We start from the raw sequence: 17,167 nt of genomic DNA on the forward strand, positions 1-17,167 counted from the left end.
CCGGCGGGTAAGGTCGGTGTCGTGCCGAAGCCGCTCAGTCTGTCCTTCGACCCCATCGCCCGTGCCGACGAACACTGGAAGCAGCGCTGGGGAAACGTGCCGTCGATGGCCGCCATCACCTCGATCATGCGAGCCCAGCAGATCCTGCTCGCCGAGCTCGACGCGGTCGTGAAGCCGTACGGACTGACCTTCGCGCGCTACGAGGCGCTGGTGCTGCTCACCTTCTCCAAGGCGGGCGAGCTGCCCATGTCCAAGATCGGCGAGCGGCTCATGGTGCACCCCACCTCCGTCACCAACACCGTCGACCGCCTGGTGCGGTCCGGTCTGGTGGCCAAGCGGCCCAATCCCAACGACGGCCGTGGCACTCTCGCCTCCATCACCGACAAGGGACGTGAGGTCTGCGACGCCGCCACGCGCGACCTGATGGCGATGGAGTTCGGGCTCGGCACGTACGACGCCGAGGAGTGCGCCGAGATCTTCGCGATGCTGCGCCCGCTGCGCATCGCGGCGGGGGACTTCAGCGGCGAGTAGCAGGTCGGCGGCCCGCCGGGCCGTCGCTGCGGGCACGTCGCGGGGGCACTCGAAGATCGACCGATACGTGCCGTTACGCTCGGAGCCATGAAAAAGAGCGTGCTGACCCGCTACCGCGTCATGGCCTATGTCACCGGCGTGCTGCTGGTCCTGCTGACCCTCGGTGTGATCGCCAAGTACGTGCTGGACATGAACGGTGCCGCGGACTTCACCCGTGTCGTCGGCATCGCCCACGGCTGGCTGTACGTCATCTACCTGGTCTTCGCCTTCGACCTGGGCTCCAAGGCCAAGTGGCCGGTCGGCAAGCAGCTGTGGGTGCTGCTGGCGGGGACCATCCCCACCGCCGCCTTCTTCGTGGAGCGCAAGGTCACGCGCGAGCTGGAGGAGCGGGTCGCGGAGGGTACCCCCGCGGTCGCCAAGGCGTAGCGGACACCGCCGTACGGAAGCCGTACGGCGGTCAGCCGTCGACATTTACTTGGACGTCCTAGTAAATTCGAGGGTATGGACGCTGACGCCATCGAGGAGGGCCGCCGACGCTGGCAGGCCCGCTATGACGCCTCGCGCACGCGCGAGGCCGACTTCACCACGCTCTCCGGCGACCCCGTGGAGCCGGTGTACGGGCCGCGGCCCCACGACACGTACGAGGGCTTCGAGCGGATCGGGTGGCCCGGTGAGTACCCCTTCACTCGCGGTCTGTACCCGACCGGTTACCGAGGGCGGACCTGGACCATCCGGCAGTTCGCCGGGTTCGGCAACGCCGAGCAGACGAACGAGCGCTACAAGATGATCCTGGCCGCCGGCGGCGGCGGCCTGAGTGTGGCCTTCGACATGCCCACCCTGATGGGCCGCGACTCCGACGATCCGCGCTCGCTCGGCGAGGTCGGGCACTGCGGGGTCGCGATCGACTCGGCCGCGGACATGGAGGTCCTGTTCAAGGACATCCCGCTGGGCGACGTCACGACCTCGATGACGATCAGCGGTCCGGCCGTCCCCGTCTTCTGCATGTACCTGGTGGCCGCCGAGCGCCAGGGTGTCGACCCGGCCGTGCTGAACGGCACGCTGCAGACCGACATCTTCAAGGAGTACATCGCCCAGAAGGAGTGGCTCTTCCAGCCGGAGCCGCATCTTCGTCTGATCGGCGACCTGATGGAGCACTGCGCGGCCGGCATCCCCGCCTACAAGCCGCTGTCGGTCTCCGGCTACCACATCCGCGAGGCGGGCGCGACGGCCGCGCAGGAGCTGGCCTACACGCTCGCGGACGGGTTCGGCTATGTGGAGCTGGGCCTCAGCCGGGGCCTGGACGTCGATGTCTTCGCCCCCGGTCTGTCCTTCTTCTTCGACGCGCACGTCGACTTCTTCGAGGAGATCGCCAAGTTCCGCGCGGCGCGCCGGATCTGGGCCCGCTGGATGCGGGACGTGTACGGGGCGAAGACCGCCAAGGCGCAGTGGCTGCGCTTCCACACCCAGACGGCCGGGGTCTCGCTGACCGCGCAGCAGCCGTACAACAACGTCGTCCGTACGGCGGTGGAGGCGCTGGCGGCCGTGCTGGGCGGGACCAACTCGCTGCACACCAACGCGCTGGACGAGACGCTGGCGCTGCCGAGCGCGCAGGCCGCCGAGATCGCGCTGCGCACCCAGCAGGTGCTCATGGAGGAGACCGGCGTCGGCAACGTCGCCGACCCGCTCGGCGGTGCCTGGTACGTCGAGCAGCTGACGGACCGGATCGAGGCGGACGCGGAGAAGATCTTCGACCAGATCAAGGAGCGGGGACTGCGGGCGCATCCCGACGGGCAGCACCCCATCGGGCCGATGACCTCCGGCATCCTGCGGGGCATCGAGGACGGCTGGTTCACCGGCGAGATCGCCGAGTCCGCGTTCCGCTACCAGCAGTCGCTGGAGAAGGGCGACAAGAGGGTGGTGGGCGTCAACGTCCACACCGGGTCGGTCACCGGGGACCTGGAGATCCTGCGGGTCAGCCACGAGGTCGAGCGCGAGCAGGTGCGGGTGCTGGGCGAGCGGAAGACCGGGCGGGACGACGCGGCGGTGCGCGCGGCGCTCGACGCCATGCTCACGGCCGCGCGCGACGGTTCCAACATGATCGGCCCGATGCTGGACGCCGTACGCGCGGAGGCCACGCTCGGCGAGATCTGCGGGGTGCTGCGGGACGAGTGGGGGGTGTACACGGAACCGGCCGGCTTCTGACGGGCGGGCACGACGGGCCGACGGGAACCCTTCCCGCCGGCCCGTCGCCGTGTCCGGCTCCCCTTAGAACTCCTGTACGAAGTACGGCTCCACGGTCATCCAGCCGTTGCCGCGGGCGCCGTAGCGGGTGCCGTTGTCGTCGCGGGACAGGGTGTACCAGGAGTCGACGTAGTCCGGGTCGTCCGTCCACCAGCTGTTCGGCATGGCGTCCAGGATCGCGGTGACCAGGGGGATGTAGGTGCCCTGGTCGGCGATGGTGAGCAGCGCTGTGGCGAGGGCCTTGGCCAGGGTCAGGTAGTTGGTGTCGCCGTCGTCCTCCATCATCACGGCGTCGGCCAGGTTGTACTTGTAGTTGGACCAGTTGACCAGGATCTGGCCCGGCCGGTACACCGTGTGGTCGTTGTCCAGGTACGGCATGTCGACCGGGTCGACCCGGACCTTGCCGTCCTGGCCGAAGCCGGTGACGAGGGTGTAGATCTCGGCGTCGCCCTTGAACCAGGGCTCCTCGTCGTCCGACAGCTCCACCGCGGTGACACGGGTGGTCCAGAAGCCCCCGGCGGCGGCCGAGGCCCGGGTGCCGGCCGTGGGGGCGGGCCGCCGGGCGGGCGCGGCGGAGGCGACGCCGTATCGGCCGAGTTCCTTGTTCAGTACGCGCAGACCGGCCGACAGCGCCTTGGAGCCGTCGATGTCGACGACGTACACGGGGTGCGTGGGCGCCTTGCGGGCGTCGAGCGTGTGGGCGCGGCCGTGGCTGTCGTAGGCGGTGATCGTGGCCGTGTCGTCGTCCGCGGCGGCCGCGGCCACCCACGGCTCCGTGTCGGCGGTGAGCGCGGCGCGCATGGCGGGGTCCCCGAGCCGCAGCCGGAGCAGGGAACCGGCGTCGGTGCCCAGGCCCTTGGCGGTGGTGATGCGGCGGTCGGCCGAGGACAGGGCCGACTTCAGGGCGCCGGAGCCGGACCGGTCGGCCAGCGCGGCGACGGCCACCTCGTGGGAGGAGAGGGCGGCCGTGCGGACGCGTGCGCGCCAGGCGGGGGCGGAGAGCGAGCCGGCGATCGCCCGCGCGGCCTGGTTCTCCGCGGTGGAGACCGCCGACGCGGTCGCGGCGGCGGATGCGGAGGCGGCGGTCCGCTGGGCCGCCACGGCGGAGGGTCCGCCGAGGGCCTGGCCGGCGCACAGGGCGACGAGGGATGCGGCGACGGCCGTGAGGGTGCCGAGTCGGCGGGTGTGGCGAGGTCTCACGTGGATCGGTCCTCCTGGACGAGGGTCGATGACGCGCGGTAGGGGAATGGAGCCGTGGAACCCGAAGCGGGGTCTATGCGAGTAGAGGCCCGCGGTCATAATGACGGGGGCATGTCATTGCGACAAGGGTCCGGCACCGCACGACCGGTGAACTTCGATGGGGCCGCGCCGGAGTGCGCGAAGGGCTGCGGACGTGTCCACGGGGTCAGATGCCGGTCGCCGCGAGCCCGCCGAGCAGCACCGCGGCGAAGCGCCGCACCCACTCCTCGTCGACCGGCTCGGCGCTGACCAGGGTGCGATGGACCACCGCGCCCGCGACCATGTCGAAGATCAGGTCCGCCCCGCGCGCGGCGGCCTCGGGGTCCGTCTCGGTCGGCAGCTCGCCGCGGCACGCCGCGCGGGCCCGGCCCTGGACGACCAGACGCTTCTGGCGGTCGACGATGGAGGTGCGGATGCGCTCGCGCAGCGCCTCGTCGCGCGTCGACTCCGCCACGACCGCCATCAGACCGCTCCTCGCCTCGGGACGGTCCAGGATCGCCGCGAACTGCAGCACCACACCCTCGATGTCCGCGGCGAGGCTCCCCCGGTCGGGCAGTTCCAACTCGTCGAACAATTCCGCGACCGCGTCCACCACCAGCTCGTTCTTGCCCGCCCAGCGGCGGTAGAGAGTGGTCTTCGCGACCCCCGCGCGGGTCGCCACGTCCCCCAGCGTGAGCTTCGACCAGCCCAGCTCGACCAGCGCCTCCCGCGTCGCCTCCAGGATCGCGGCGTCCGCGGCGGCGCTCCGGGGGCGCCCCGTGCGGGTGGCGGGAGTGCTGCGCTGCATGTCGGTGACCCTATCCGGCGCTGTGCTTTCGGCCATATACGCGCGTTGTGTGAAGTGGTGAGGGAGATCACCTGTGTACGGGCCACGGCGACCCCTCGGGGCAGTTACGCTACGACTCGTAGCGAAAGCGCGTCCAAGCGGCGCGCGGAGCGGCGACGACCACGGGCGCCGGGTGGGGACCCGGCGCGGATCACGACCGGCGGGCACGGCTTTCACGACGCTTTTCACAGCGGCGATTCGGAGGGGGGAGGATGTACTCATGCAGCCACGGAACATGTCCATGAGCGGAGTCGTCGACCTCGCCGCGGTGAAGGCCGCCCAGGAGGCCAAGGCGAAGGCGGAGCAGGCGCGCGCCGAAGCGGCCCGGCAGGGTGGAGGCGGCGCGGTCTCCCCTGCCGACCTCGTCGTCGACGTCGACGAGGCGGGGTTCGAGACCGACGTCCTCCAGCGCTCCACCGAGGTGCCGGTCGTCATCGACTTCTGGGCCGAGTGGTGCCAGCCCTGCAAGCAGCTGAGCCCGATCCTGGAGCGGCTGGCCCTCGAGTACAACGGCCGCTTCGTGCTCGCCAAGATCGACGTCGACGCCAACCAGATGCTGATGCAGCAGTTCGGCATCCAGGGGATCCCCGCCGTCTTCGCCGTCGTCGCCGGCCAGGCGCTCCCCCTCTTCCAGGGAGCCGCCCCCGAGCAGCAGATCCGCGAGACCCTCGACCAGCTCGTCCAGGTCGCCGAGCAGCGCTTCGGGCTGACCGGTCTGACCGTCGACCCCGACGCCGAGCCGGGCGGGGCGCCGGTGGCCGCCGAGATTCCGGCGGGCCCCCACGACGCGCTGCTCGAAGCGGCGGTGCAGGCCCTGGACGCGGGCGACCTGGGCGGTGCGATCCAGGCGTACAGGAACGTGCTGAGCGACGACCCGGGCAACACGGAGGCGAAACTGGGCCTCGTCCAGGCCGAGTTGCTGCAGCGGGTGAGTGGCCTGGACCCGCAGCGGGTGCGCAAGGAGGCCGCGGAGAAGCCCGGTGACGCACCGGCGCAGATCGCGGCGGCGGACCTGGATCTGGTGGGCGGTCATGTGGAGGACGCGCTCGGGCGGCTCGTCGAGACCGTGCGGCGTACGGCGGGGGAGGACCGGGAGGCCGTGCGGCTGCGGCTGCTGGAACTCTTCGAGGTGGTCGGTGCCGAGGACCCGCGTGTGACGTCGGCTCGGCGGGCCCTTGCGAGGGCTCTGTTCTGACCAGTCGCTAAACGCCAGGGCGTGTGATGCCCGGGTGAAAGTTTGACGGCAGAGGTACATCGCGGCCGCGCTTTACCAAATCTTGGTAATCGCGGCCGCTGTTACTTGGAGTAAGTCGACCACCGGATTCTGTCGGGGTCTGTCCCTACTTCAACCGTTTAGTCATCTCCTATGAGGCAACTAAGAGTTGCTGAGTGAGACCGCGGGGTCGTTGTTCGGTTATCCGGCCGTTACTAGTGAGTAACGAACCCCCTTGCGGGGGCGGCGAGAATGCACCACGATCGGCCACGCTCGGTCCATCGCCGTACCCGACACCCAGCCGGGGCAACGGGTTTTCGTGGGTCCCCACCGGGCAGGAGCCGACGGCAGTGGCGCCGGCTCCTGGACAGGGGGGTCTCCGCCTCGGCGGAGCCTGTCCGGCAGGTTGTGCGTGATGCGTGTCAGGCGCGACCAGTGGTTGTCGCTCGGGGGTGATCGCCGGTGATTCGGGCGCGGTTCGCGCCACCGAGCGCGGGCGCTCTCCTTCCCGAGGACGTAGCACTTCTCCCATCCCTGCCCGGCTGAGCCGCCGCACGGTAGCGAGCTCGGGCCAGGAGATGTACGTCCGAGAAGGAGGAAATATGGAGTCCCAGGTGCGTGGCGGGACCAGATGGAAGCGGTTCGCTGTGGTCATGGTGCCCAGCGTCGCCGCGACGGCAGCGATAGGCGTGGCCCTGGCACAGGGCGCTCTGGCCGCTTCGTTCAGCGTGTCGGGCCAGCAGTTCAAGGTGACCGCCACCCAGCTCGAGGGTTGGGGCTTCGAGCAGTACGGGGCGGTTGACAGCGGTTACACGCTCGACGGCGGCAAGACGGCTCACCCCGTCGCCGTCTCGGCGTTCAAGGACGCCGAGATCACGGACCTGTGCCAGTCCGTGGTCACCCCGATCCCGCTGCTCGGCGACGTCACGCTGACGCTGACGGCCGGTGGGGCGGGTCACCCCAAGGTCTCGGCTCACAACATCTACATCGATGTCAACGACCTCAAGGCTGACGCCAAGTTCGACGACATCGACATCGGTGTGGCGGCCGGCGACACCGGTGCCGACAAGGGTGGCAAGGGCCCGGGCATGAAGGGCGGCAACGAGCAGTCGAACCCGTACGGATTCGCCCAGCAGGCCAAGCACGCGGTGCTGAGCGGCGTGGAGCAGCACGCCTGGGCGACGACCGCGGGAACCTTCACGCTGAGTGGGCTCAACATGAGCCTGTCCAAGGGAAACAACGAGTGCCAGCTCAAGCACTGAGCACTCGGTGACGGGCGGGGGAGCCGACGGCGCCCCCGCCCGTTCCACCTTCAACCGCTCCTTCACATCCCCCCCACACCTTCGCACGACCACCTACAGCAACGCTGCACCAGGGAGCTGTTTTCCATGAGCGCCGAGATTTCTGCTGCCGAACCCGGTCAGTTCAGCCACCGGAGGCTGCAGTTCCGCGCCTGGCGGGGCACGAGGCCGTTCTGGGCCGGGCTGTTCGTCCTGCTCGGTGGCCTCCCGATCCTCTACTTCCCGTACGCGCACCTGCAGCTCGGTCACCTGTCACTGGCCATGGCCACCACGGGCGGCGCCGGCTCCCTCATCATCGGCGTGCTGCTGATAGTCCTCGGCATCAGCCTGTGGTTCCAGCAGCACATCCGCACGTTCGCGGGCGTCGCGGCGATCCTGCTGGCGCTGGTGGCCCTCCCGGTGTCCAACTTCGGCGGCTTTGTCGTGGGCTTCCTGCTCGCCCTGGTCGGTGGAGCCATGGCCGTGTCCTGGGCGCCGGGCGTCCCGCCCGAGCAGCAGCCGGCCCAGGCAGGGCCGGCGGGCGACGGCGGTGCCCCCGAGGTCGCTCCGGATGGGGTGAACGAGCCGCAGGACCTGACCAAGACGACCCCGGTCAACGGGACGAACGGGAGGCACAGTGCCGGCTGACGAGGTGACCCACGGGACGGACGTGGACGCGTCCCGTGCGAGATCCGGGCCGCGCCACGCGGCCCCGAGGAAGCCGCTGTTCACCAGGTTCCACGTGCCGGCCGGCAAGGCGATAGCCCTGGCGGCGATGCCGACGGCGGTCCTCATGGGAATGGGGTTGACGCCGACGCTCGCCCGCGCCGACGACCACCCGTCCTCCAGGACCATGACGGCCGACGAGTACCAGAAGTGCGTCGAGGTCCTGGACAAGTCCAAGGACTCCAAGGACGCGTCGGCCACCCCGTCGCCGTCCGCGTCGGCTAGCGCGTCGAAGTCCGCCGACACGGCGGAGCCGACGCCCTCGGCCTCCTCGGACAAGACGCCGGACACGAAGTCGGACAAGCCTTCTTCGTCGGATTCAGGTTCCGACGACAAGGCGACGCCCGCGCCGTCCGCGTCCTCCGCGAGCGGATCCGGTACGTCGTCGGGCGGCGGTGCCACGCCCAGTGCATCGGCTTCCGCGACCCAGGGCGGGGTGCTGGACGACCTCGGCAACGCGCTCAAGAACATCCTGACGCCCGGCGGCACTTCGTCGAGCGACACGGGTGCGAGTGCCACGCCGTCGCCGTCCGCGACCCAGGACACCAAGGCCGCCACGAAGGACAGCGGCACGTCCTCGTCGTCGTCCTCCTCGTCCGTCACCAAGACGGTCAAGAAGGTCACCGACACGGTCAAGGACACCGTGAAGGACACCACGGACACGGCGACGAAGGCGGCGGACGACACCGTGAAGGCGGCGGAGTCGGCGACCCCCAGTCCGTCCGCGAGTTCCACGCCCGCGGACTGTGTCGCGGCCACCGACGACGAGGGCGGCGTCGAGAAGACCCTCGCGCTGCCCGACAAGCCCTGGCACCTGGAGGCCAGCTCCCTGCTGCTGAAGGGCGCCGACTACCAGGGCATCGTCAAGGTGCGCACCGCCAACGGGACCGTCAAGAAGGTCCTGAAGTACGTGATCTCCAACGGCACCGACATCGGCGACCTGCACCAGCTCGTCGACGGTCAGAACGGCGAGACGTACCACGTCCAGGCGGCCAAGGGCTCCACGTCCACCATCCGCGACGGCAAGACGGTGATGTACACCGAGAGCATCTCCGGCAATCTGCTCGGCCTGATCCCGATCACGTTCAGCCCGGACAACCCGCCGCCGCTGAACATCCCGCTGATCTACTTCACCAACGTGAAGGTGACCCAGGCCGGCCAGTTCGGCGGGTCGCTCACCATCCCCGGTATGCACCAGTACGTCACCGGGGCGAGTTGAGCACCTCTCAAGACCTTTCCGGGAGCCGCAGGAGTCAGGGCCCCGCCGGCAGGACACCGGCGGGGCCCTGACGCATGTGAGGCGGCTGTTTCTCGGTGCTGCGCTCGTCGTACTCCGACCACTGGCGGCGAAATTCTCGCCGCTGCCGAACGCCCTGGAGCTGAAGTGCGACATCACCGCCCACCGGCCGGTGATGGACGCCATCGACCCGCTCAAGCGGTCAGTGCAGGCCACTGTAGGCGGCCATCACGATCTCCATGCCGCGGTTGTCCTCCTGCCGGTCCCGGTCGATCATCTGGTTCATGACATAGGCCACCGTCATGCGTGCACCGGGATCGCTCACGACCAGCGAGCCGCCCCAGCCGCCCCAGCCGAAAGTGTTGCCGAACTTACCGAAGCCCACCGTCCAGGACATCGGCGTCCCCAGCACGCGGTCGTCGCCGCGGAACACTTCCTGCCACGCGGGCTCGCAACCCTGGGGGGACAGCAGCCGCACGCTGCCGGCCGAACCCTGGTTCGCCAGCACCGACTGGACAAGGGCGACAGAGCGAGCGTTGCCGAAACCGTTCACCGCAGGAAGCTGCGCACGGCGCCAGGCCATGGAGTTGGCGTCCCTGACCCGGATCGCGGCACCGGTGTTCTCCCGGCGTGTGCCATCCGGTCCTGACGGTGCGCGGGCGGCGTACTCGTCGGTCAGTGACGGCGGCGGGACGAGCGCTGCGACGCGGTGGTCATGCTCGCTGGAGAGCCCGATGTGGAAGTCCGCGCCCAGCGGTTCGGCCACCTCTTCGGCGAAGAACTCGCCAAGACTGCGGCCGGTGATACGGCGGACGATCTCACCCACCAGGAAGCCGAAGGTGAGCGCGTGATAGCCGGCGGCCGTTCCTGGCTCCCATTCGGGCGCCTGCGCGGCCAGCCCTGCCGTCACGCTCTCCCAGTCGTAGAGCTCCTCGACCGCCGTGAGCCCGGACAGGTCCGGCAGCCCCGCGGTGTGCGACAGCACGTGCCGTACCAGCACGTTCTTCTTGCCGGCCGCGGCGAACTCGGGCCAGTAGGCGGCGACCGGCGCAGACAGGTCGAGCTCGCCCCGGTCGGCCAGAATCAGCGCGCACAGGGCGGTCATATTCTTGGTCGTCGAGTTCACGGCGGTGAGGGTGTCGCGCTCCCAGCTGACGGAGCGGTCCGCATCGGCGTATCCGCCCCAGATGTCGACCACTGGCCTGCCGTCGACGTAGACGGCCGCCGAGGCACCCACGTCGTCCTTGCCGAGCAAAGCTGCAAGGGCCGCACGGACTACGTCGAACCGCGGCTCGCAAAATCCCCTAACATCAGTCATGGGCGTAAGCCTCAGGTGACGCCAGGGCTTCCTGCCCGACAGTTCCCGTACCGGTTTTGTCGGGCGGGGCGCGATCCAATCCTCTCTACTCCGGCAATGCGGCCCGTCGGCCCCGGGGTCGACCGCTCCTGCTCTCAGCCCCTCCGCCGGCCGCTGCGGCTCCCGCGGCTGCGGCTGGTCGGCAGGGTGGGCGCTCCCACGGTGGAGGCACAGGAAGGAAGGACGGATACGCGTGCTGGAGCGGCTGAATCAGGCGCTGGACCATCTGGAGACCTGCCTCGACCGGGAGGTCGACATGGCCGAGGTGGCCCGGATCGCCGCGGTGTCTGAGTACCACTTCCGGCGGCTGTTCGTCGCGCTCGCCGGGATGCCGCTCCCGGTCTATGTGCGGCGCCGGCGGATGACGCTCGCCGGGGCCGAGGTGCTGGCCGGGGAGCTGACGCTGCTCGATGTCGCGGTGCGGTACGGGTACGGCTCGGGCGAGGCGTTCGCCCGGGCGTTCCGGTCGGTCCACGGCGTCGGGCCGGGCGAGGCCCGGCGTACGGGTGCGGTGCTCACGGCGCAGCCGCGCATGTCCTTCCGTGTCGTCGTCGAAGGCAGTACGACCATGCGGTACCGGATCGTGGAGAAGGAGTCGTTTCGGGTCGTCGGCAGGAAGGCGCGGGTCCCGCTCGTGAACGAGGGGGTCAACGCGGCCGCCGCGGCGCACGTGGAAAGCCTGGACGACCAGGCGGTCGTACGGATGAAGGCGCTGGCCGGCCGGGAGCCGGAGGGGATCCTGTCGGCGGTGGTGTACCTGACCGACAGCCGGGAGGAGGGCGCCGAGGCGGACTACTGGGTCGGGGCGGTGACCGGTCCCGGGGCGGCGGCCGAGGGGCTCGACGCCCTCGATGTGCCGGCCGGGACCTGGGCGGTCTTCGACAACCACGGGCCGTATCCGAGCGCGCTCCAGGAGCTGTGGCGGGACGTGTTCACGCAGTGGTTCCCTTCGAACCCGTATACGAGCCGGACGGGTCCCGAGCTCCTGCGGACGCGGCCGGTGGAGATCGGCGCGGAGACCGACTCCCAGCTGTGGATCCCTGTCGAGCGGGCCGGCGGGAGCGCCGGGGCGTGAACACCGTCGACTGCGGCACACCGAACAGGTCGGCGATCTGCTGGACGGTCTTTTCCCTGGTGTCCTACAACTGCTGGGCGAGCACGGCCTGATCCTCGACGGTGGCGCTGTCGATGCCCTGCTCGATCACGTGCAGGCCGATGCCGCGCTCCCGGAGCTCGGCGCCGAGGGGGACCAGGTGGAGGACCGAGCGGGAGAGCCGGTCGAGCCGGGTGATCTTCAGGGCGTCGCCGCGCCGCAGCAGCCGCGGCACGAGGGCCCGGGCGAGCCGCCGCAACGCCTCCGTCAGGGCCGGCGAGTCGTCGGTGTCCGCGGGTGCCGAACCCACGACGAAAGGGCGCCCTCAGTCACCGGGGGCGCCCTCAGCGTCGTACAGCCGTCGTCAGGACGTCAGTTGCGGCGGCCCTCGCCCAGGTGGTGGACGCGGACCATGTTCGTGGTGCCCGGGACGCCGGGCGGGGAGCCGGCGGTGATGACCACGATGTCGCCGTCGTTGAACCGCTTGAGCCGCACCAGGTGCTGGTCGACCAGCTCGACCATCTCGTCGGTGCTGTTCACGAACGGCACGACGTGCGACTCCACGCCCCAGCTCAGGGTCAGCTGGTTGCGGGTGGACTCGTCCGTGGTGAACGCCAGGATCGGCTGGCAGGCCCGGTAGCGGGACAGCCGGCGGGCGGTGTCACCGGACTGGGTGAAGGCGACCAGGCCCTTGCCGCCCAGGAAGTCCGCGATCTCGGCCGCCGCGCGGGCCACCGAACCGCCCTGCGTCCGCGGCTTCTTGCCCGGGACCAGCGGCTGGAGGCCCTTGGAGAGCAGCTCCTCCTCGGCGGCCTGGACGATCTTCGACATCGTCTTGACCGTCTCGACCGGGTACGCGCCGACGCTCGACTCGGCCGACAGCATGACCGCGTCGGTGCCGTCCAGGATGGCGTTGGCGACGTCGGAGGCCTCGGCGCGGGTCGGACGGGAGTTGGTGATCATCGACTCCATCATCTGGGTCGCCACGATCACCGGCTTGGCGTTGCGGCGGCACAGCTCGATGAGCCGCTTCTGCACCATGGGGACCTTCTCGAGGGGGTACTCGACGGCCAGGTCGCCGCGGGCGACCATCACGCCGTCGAACGCCATCACGACGTCCTCCATGTTCGCCACCGCCTGCGGCTTCTCCACCTTGGCGATGACCGGGACGCGGCGCCCCTCCTCGTCCATGACGCGGTGGACGTCCTTGACGTCGTTGGCGTCCCGCACGAAGGACAGCGCGACCATGTCGCAGCCCATGCGCAGTGCGAAGCGCAGGTCCTCGATGTCCTTCTCGGACAGCGCCGGGACGTTCACCGCCGCGCCGGGCAGGTTGATGCCCTTGTGGTCGGAGATGACACCGCCCTCGATGACGATCGTCTTGACCCGGGGGCCCTCGACGTCCAGGACCTTCAGCTCGACGTTGCCGTCGTTGATCAGGATCTGGTCGCCCTTGGAGACATCGCCCGGCAGACCCTTGTACGTGGTGCCGCAGATCGACTTGTCGCCCGGCACGTCCTCGGTGGTGATGGTGAAGTCGTCACCGCGCACCAACTCGACCGGACCCTCCGCGAAGGTCTCCAGACGGATCTTCGGGCCCTGCAGGTCGGCGAGGACGCCGATGGCCTTGCCGGTCTCGGCGGACGCGGTACGGACGCGGTCGTAGCGCCCCTGGTGTTCGGCGTGGGTGCCATGGCTGAAGTTGAAGCGGGCGACATTCATGCCGGCTTCGATCAGCGCAACGAGCATCTCGTGGGAGTCGACCGCAGGGCCGAGAGTACAGACGATTTTCGAACGGCGCATGGGGCGATCCTATCGGTTTGTTTCGGCGCGGAATATTCCGGCCGGCGGAAAATACAAATGGGCGGACCGGCGCTCAAGCGAGACCCGCGAATTGTTCACTTGTCCTTTCCGACCAGTGCATACGTCTGCCTGGCGATCTCCAGTTCCTCGTCCGTCGGCACCACCGCGACGGCCACCCGCGCGGACGCCGGCGAGATCAGCCGCGGCGCGTCACCGCGTACGGCGTTCAGACCGTCGTCCACCGCCGGGCCCAGCCCCTCCAGGCCCGCCACGGCCGCCGCGCGCACCGCGGCCGCGTTCTCGCCCACGCCCGCCGTGAAGGCGATCGCGTCCACCCGGCCGAGTACCGCGAAGTACGCACCGATGTACTTCTTCAGCCGGTGGATGTAGATGTCGAAGGCGAGCTGTGCCTCCTCGTCGCCCTCGTCGATCCGGCGCTGTATCTCCCGCATGTCGTTGTCGCCGCAGAGGCCGAACAGACCGCTCCTTTTGTTGAGGAGAGTGTCGATCTCGTCCATGGACATTCCGCCGACCCGCGCCAAATGGAAGATGACGGCGGGGTCAAGGTCGCCGGAGCGTGTGCCCATCACGAGCCCCTCCAGCGGGGTCAGCCCCATGGAGGTGTCCACGCACCGTCCGCCCCGGACCGCCGAGGCGGAGGCCCCGTTGCCCAGGTGCAGCACGATGACGTTGACGTCCTCCGGAGCCCTGCCCAGCAGCTTCGCGGTCGCCCGGGACACATACGCGTGCGAGGTCCCGTGGAACCCGTAGCGCCGCACCCGGTACCGGTCGGCGATCCTCGTGTCGATCGCGTAGCGCGCCGCGGACTCCGGCATCGTCGCGTGGAACGCGGTGTCGAACACGGCGACCTGCGGCAGGTCCGGCCGCAGCGCCATGGCGGTGCGGACACCGGTGAGGTTGGCCGGGTTGTGCAGCGGCGCGACCGGGATCAGCCGCTCGATCTCGGCGAGCACGTCGTCGTCGACGACGGTGGGCTCGGTGAAGAACAGCCCGCCGTGCACCACCCGGTGGCCGACGGCGGCGAGCTCGGGCGAGTCGAGGCCCAGCCCGTCCCTGGCCAGCTCCTCGGCGACGGACTTCAGCGCGGCCTGGTGGTCGGCGATCGGCCCGTTGTGCTCCCGGGTCTCGCCCGTGGTGAGTGCCGTGTGCCTCAGCCGGGACGTCTGCTCACCGATGCGCTCGACGAGCCCCGTGGCCAGCCGGCTGCTGTCGCGCATGTCCAGCAGCTGGTACTTCACCGACGAGGAGCCGGAGTTGAGGACGAGGACGCGGGAGGGGCTCACTGGGCGGTTGCCTTCTCGTGGGGAGTCTGGGCCTGGATCGCCGTGATGGCGACCGTGTTGACGATGTCCTGGACGAGGGCGCCGCGGGACAGGTCGTTGACGGGCTTGCGCAGGCCCTGCAGCACCGGGCCGACGGCGATCGCGCCCGCCGAGCGCTGCACGGCCTTGTAGGTGTTGTTGCCGGTGTTGAGGTCCGGGAAGATCAGCACGGACGCCTGCCCGGCGACCTCCGAGTCCGGCAGTTTGGTCGCCGCGACGGTCGGCTCGACCGCGGCGTCGTACTGGATGGGACCCTCGGTCTTCAGATCGCCGCGTCGCAGCCGCACCAGCTCGGTGGCCTCGCGCACCTTGTCGACGTCGGCGCCCGAGCCGGAGGTGCCGGTGGAGTACGACAGCATCGCGATCCGGGGCTCCACACCGAACTGCTCGGCGGTGGCGGCCGACTGGATGGCGATGTCGGCGAGCTGCTCGGCGTTCGGGTCGGGGTTGACCGCGCAGTCGCCGTAGACGAGGACCTTGTCGGCGAGGCACATGAAGAACACCGAGCTGACGATCTTCGCGTCCGGCTTGGTCTTGATGATTTCGAACGCGGGCCGGATGGTGGCGGCGGTGGAGTGCACGGATCCGGAGACCATGCCGTCGGCCAGGCCCTCCTGGACCATGAGGGTGCCGAAGTAGTTCACGTCGGCGACCACGTCGTACGCCAGCTCGACGGTGACGCCCTTGTGGGCGCGCAGCCGGGCGTACTTCTCGGCGAAGGAGTCGCGCAGCGGCGAGTCAGCCGGGTCGATCAGCTGCGAGTCCCCGAGGTCGATGCCCAGGTCGGCGGCCTTCTTGCGGATCTGCTCGACCGGCCCGAGCAGCGTCAGGTCGCACACACCGCGGCGCAGCAGCACCTCGGCTGCGTGCAGCACCCGCTCCTCGGTGCCCTCCGGGAGCACCACCCTGCGCTTGTCGGCGCGGGCCTGTTCGAGCAGCTTGTGCTCGAACATCATCGGCGTGACCCGGTCGCCGCTCGGCGCGGACACCCGTGTGAGGAGGCCGGCGGTGTCGACGTGGCGCTCGAAGAGGCCGATGGCCCGCTCCGCCTTGCGCGGGGTGGCCGCGTTCAGCTTTCCCTCCAGGGAGAAGAGCCGGGCGGCGGTGGGGAAGCTGTTGCCGGACACCGAGAGCACCGGGGTGCCCGGGGCGAGCCGGGCGGCGAGGGTGAGGATCTCCTCGCGCGGCACCTCGTTCAGGGTGAGCAGCACGCCCGCGATCGGCGGGGTGCCGGCGCTGTGGGCGGCGAGCGAGCCGATGACGAGGTCGGCGCGGTCGCCCGGGGTCACCACCAGGCAGCCCGGGGTCAGGGCGCCCAGGAGGTTGGGCAGCATGGCGCCGCCGAAGACGAAGTCGAGCGCGTCCCGGGCCAGCCCTGAATCGTCGCCGAGGAGGACCTTGGCGTCGAGGGCGTGGGCGATCTGGGCGACCGTCGGGGCGGAGAGGGCGGGGTCGTCGGGAAGGACGTAACAGGGCACGGGGAGGCGGGAGTCCAGCCGCTCGGCTATCTCGTCCCGGTCCTCGCGGGCGACCCGGTTGACGACCATGGCGAGGACGTCGCAGCCCAGCCCGTGGTACGCGCGGTAGGCGTTGCGCGCCTCGGCCCGTACGGACTCGGTGGTCTGGTCGCGTCCGCCGACCACGGGGATCACGGACGCCCCGAACTCGTTGGCGAGCCGGGCGTTGAGGGACAGCTCGTCCGGCAGCTGGGTGTCGGCGAAGTCGGAGCCGAGGACGAGGACGACGTCGTACGCGCGGGCCACGGCGTGGAAGCGGTCCACCAGGGCCGAGACCAGCTCGTCCGTCCCCTGCTCCGCCTGGAGCGCGGACGCCTCCCGGTAGTTCATCCCGTAGACGGTCGCCGGCTCCTGGGCCAGCCGGTAGCGGGCCCGCAGCAGCTCGAAGAGGCGGTCGGGTCCGTCGTGGACGAGCGGGCGGAACACGCCCACCCGGTCGACCTGCCGGCTCAGGAGTTCCATCACTCCCAGCTCGACAACCTGGCGGCCGTCGCCGCGGTCGATCCCGGTCACGTACACGCTGGGCGTCACGCGGGCTCTCCGTTTCGTCTCTCGGTGGGGTTCTTGACCGTTTCTGGGGATATTTGTTGGGTTCTACGGCGCGCGAAAATCCACCCCGTGGGTGAGCAGAACCCTCTTGACAATACCCCTGGGGCTGGATAGGGCGCCCGTCAGGTCGAGGGGCCGGAAGCCTCTCGGGGCGGGCGCGGCACCCGCCTGTGGAGCGTGAAAGAATCGGATTGGCTCACCGGTACCAAAGC

General features: G+C 70.0%; 15 protein-coding genes. 8 read left to right on the top strand and 7 right to left on the bottom strand.

Features of this window, described 5'->3' with window-relative positions:
- Positions 1-21 precede the first annotated feature (21 nt).
- The 3 genes from ACFYX0_RS25400 (at position 22) to ACFYX0_RS25410 (ending at position 2,733) form a co-directional block, all read left to right on the top strand.
- Positions 22-531: a MarR family transcriptional regulator gene (locus ACFYX0_RS25400; RefSeq protein ID WP_355915661.1), complete on the top strand. Its 510-nt coding sequence runs from the start codon at positions 22-24 to the stop codon at positions 529-531.
- Between the two features lie 87 nt (positions 532-618).
- Positions 619-957 (top strand): DUF3817 domain-containing protein, encoded by a 339-nt coding sequence (locus tag ACFYX0_RS25405; RefSeq protein WP_311697309.1) that lies wholly within the window; start codon positions 619-621, stop codon positions 955-957.
- Positions 958-1,032: 75 nt separating this feature from the next.
- A complete protein-coding gene (locus tag ACFYX0_RS25410; RefSeq protein ID WP_311697308.1) occupies positions 1,033-2,733 on the top strand; it encodes a methylmalonyl-CoA mutase family protein in 1,701 nt (566 codons plus the stop codon).
- A gap of 63 nt (positions 2,734-2,796) precedes the next feature.
- Here the strand turns inward: ACFYX0_RS25410 and ACFYX0_RS25415 are convergent, their stop codons facing one another.
- Entirely contained in the window at positions 2,797-3,972 is a 1,176-nt protein-coding gene (locus tag ACFYX0_RS25415; RefSeq protein WP_388973333.1) for a DUF3103 family protein, read from the bottom strand.
- A 205-nt stretch (positions 3,973-4,177) separates the two neighbouring features.
- Positions 4,178-4,798, bottom strand: a complete 621-nt coding sequence (locus ACFYX0_RS25420) for a TetR/AcrR family transcriptional regulator (RefSeq protein ID WP_388973335.1) — start codon at positions 4,796-4,798, stop codon at positions 4,178-4,180.
- A 259-nt stretch (positions 4,799-5,057) separates the two neighbouring features.
- On the opposite strand from ACFYX0_RS25420, the gene ACFYX0_RS25425 reads away from it, so the two are divergent.
- From ACFYX0_RS25425 to ACFYX0_RS25440, 4 genes are all read left to right on the top strand, one after another.
- Positions 5,058-6,032 (top strand): tetratricopeptide repeat protein, encoded by a 975-nt coding sequence (locus ACFYX0_RS25425; protein WP_388973337.1) that lies wholly within the window; start codon positions 5,058-5,060, stop codon positions 6,030-6,032.
- A 620-nt stretch (positions 6,033-6,652) separates the two neighbouring features.
- A complete protein-coding gene (locus ACFYX0_RS25430) occupies positions 6,653-7,312 on the top strand; it encodes a DUF6230 family protein (RefSeq protein ID WP_355915674.1) in 660 nt (219 codons plus the stop codon).
- A 126-nt stretch (positions 7,313-7,438) separates the two neighbouring features.
- Positions 7,439-7,978, top strand: a complete 540-nt coding sequence (locus tag ACFYX0_RS25435; RefSeq protein ID WP_388973339.1) for a DUF6114 domain-containing protein — start codon at positions 7,439-7,441, stop codon at positions 7,976-7,978.
- A complete protein-coding gene (locus ACFYX0_RS25440) occupies positions 7,968-9,275 on the top strand; it encodes a hypothetical protein (RefSeq protein ID WP_388973341.1) in 1,308 nt (435 codons plus the stop codon). Before ACFYX0_RS25435 ends, ACFYX0_RS25440 begins: the two co-directional genes overlap by 11 nt.
- A gap of 220 nt (positions 9,276-9,495) precedes the next feature.
- On the opposite strand, the gene ACFYX0_RS25445 is transcribed toward ACFYX0_RS25440, so the two are convergent.
- Positions 9,496-10,611: a serine hydrolase domain-containing protein gene (locus ACFYX0_RS25445; RefSeq protein WP_388973343.1), complete on the bottom strand. Its 1,116-nt coding sequence runs from the start codon at positions 10,609-10,611 to the stop codon at positions 9,496-9,498.
- A 232-nt stretch (positions 10,612-10,843) separates the two neighbouring features.
- Here ACFYX0_RS25445 and ACFYX0_RS25450 point away from each other — a divergent pair, with 232 nt between their 5' ends.
- Positions 10,844-11,725 carry a GyrI-like domain-containing protein gene (locus ACFYX0_RS25450; protein ID WP_388973345.1) on the top strand — a complete coding sequence of 294 codons (882 nt, stop codon included), beginning with the start codon at positions 10,844-10,846 and terminating at the stop codon, positions 11,723-11,725.
- A 64-nt stretch (positions 11,726-11,789) separates the two neighbouring features.
- On the opposite strand, the gene ACFYX0_RS25455 is transcribed toward ACFYX0_RS25450, so the two are convergent.
- The 4 genes from ACFYX0_RS25455 to pta form a co-directional block, all read right to left on the bottom strand.
- Positions 11,790-12,053 carry a recombinase family protein gene (locus ACFYX0_RS25455; RefSeq protein WP_388973347.1) on the bottom strand — a complete coding sequence of 88 codons (264 nt, stop codon included), beginning with the start codon at positions 12,051-12,053 and terminating at the stop codon, positions 11,790-11,792.
- Positions 12,054-12,115: 62 nt separating this feature from the next.
- A complete protein-coding gene (gene pyk, locus ACFYX0_RS25460) occupies positions 12,116-13,546 on the bottom strand; it encodes a pyruvate kinase (protein WP_388973349.1) in 1,431 nt (476 codons plus the stop codon).
- Between the two features lie 95 nt (positions 13,547-13,641).
- A complete protein-coding gene (locus tag ACFYX0_RS25465; RefSeq protein ID WP_388973351.1) occupies positions 13,642-14,850 on the bottom strand; it encodes an acetate kinase in 1,209 nt (402 codons plus the stop codon).
- Positions 14,847-16,937, bottom strand: coding sequence for a phosphate acetyltransferase (pta, locus tag ACFYX0_RS25470; protein ID WP_388973353.1), 2,091 nt, complete (start codon positions 16,935-16,937; stop codon positions 14,847-14,849). The genes ACFYX0_RS25465 and pta overlap by 4 nt, the downstream gene beginning before the upstream one ends.
- Positions 16,938-17,167 lie beyond the last annotated feature (230 nt).

The sequence above is a fragment of the Streptomyces sp. NPDC002573 genome (genome assembly GCF_042889625.1).
Taxonomy (GTDB): domain Bacteria; phylum Actinomycetota; class Actinomycetes; order Streptomycetales; family Streptomycetaceae; genus Streptomyces; species Streptomyces gibsoniae.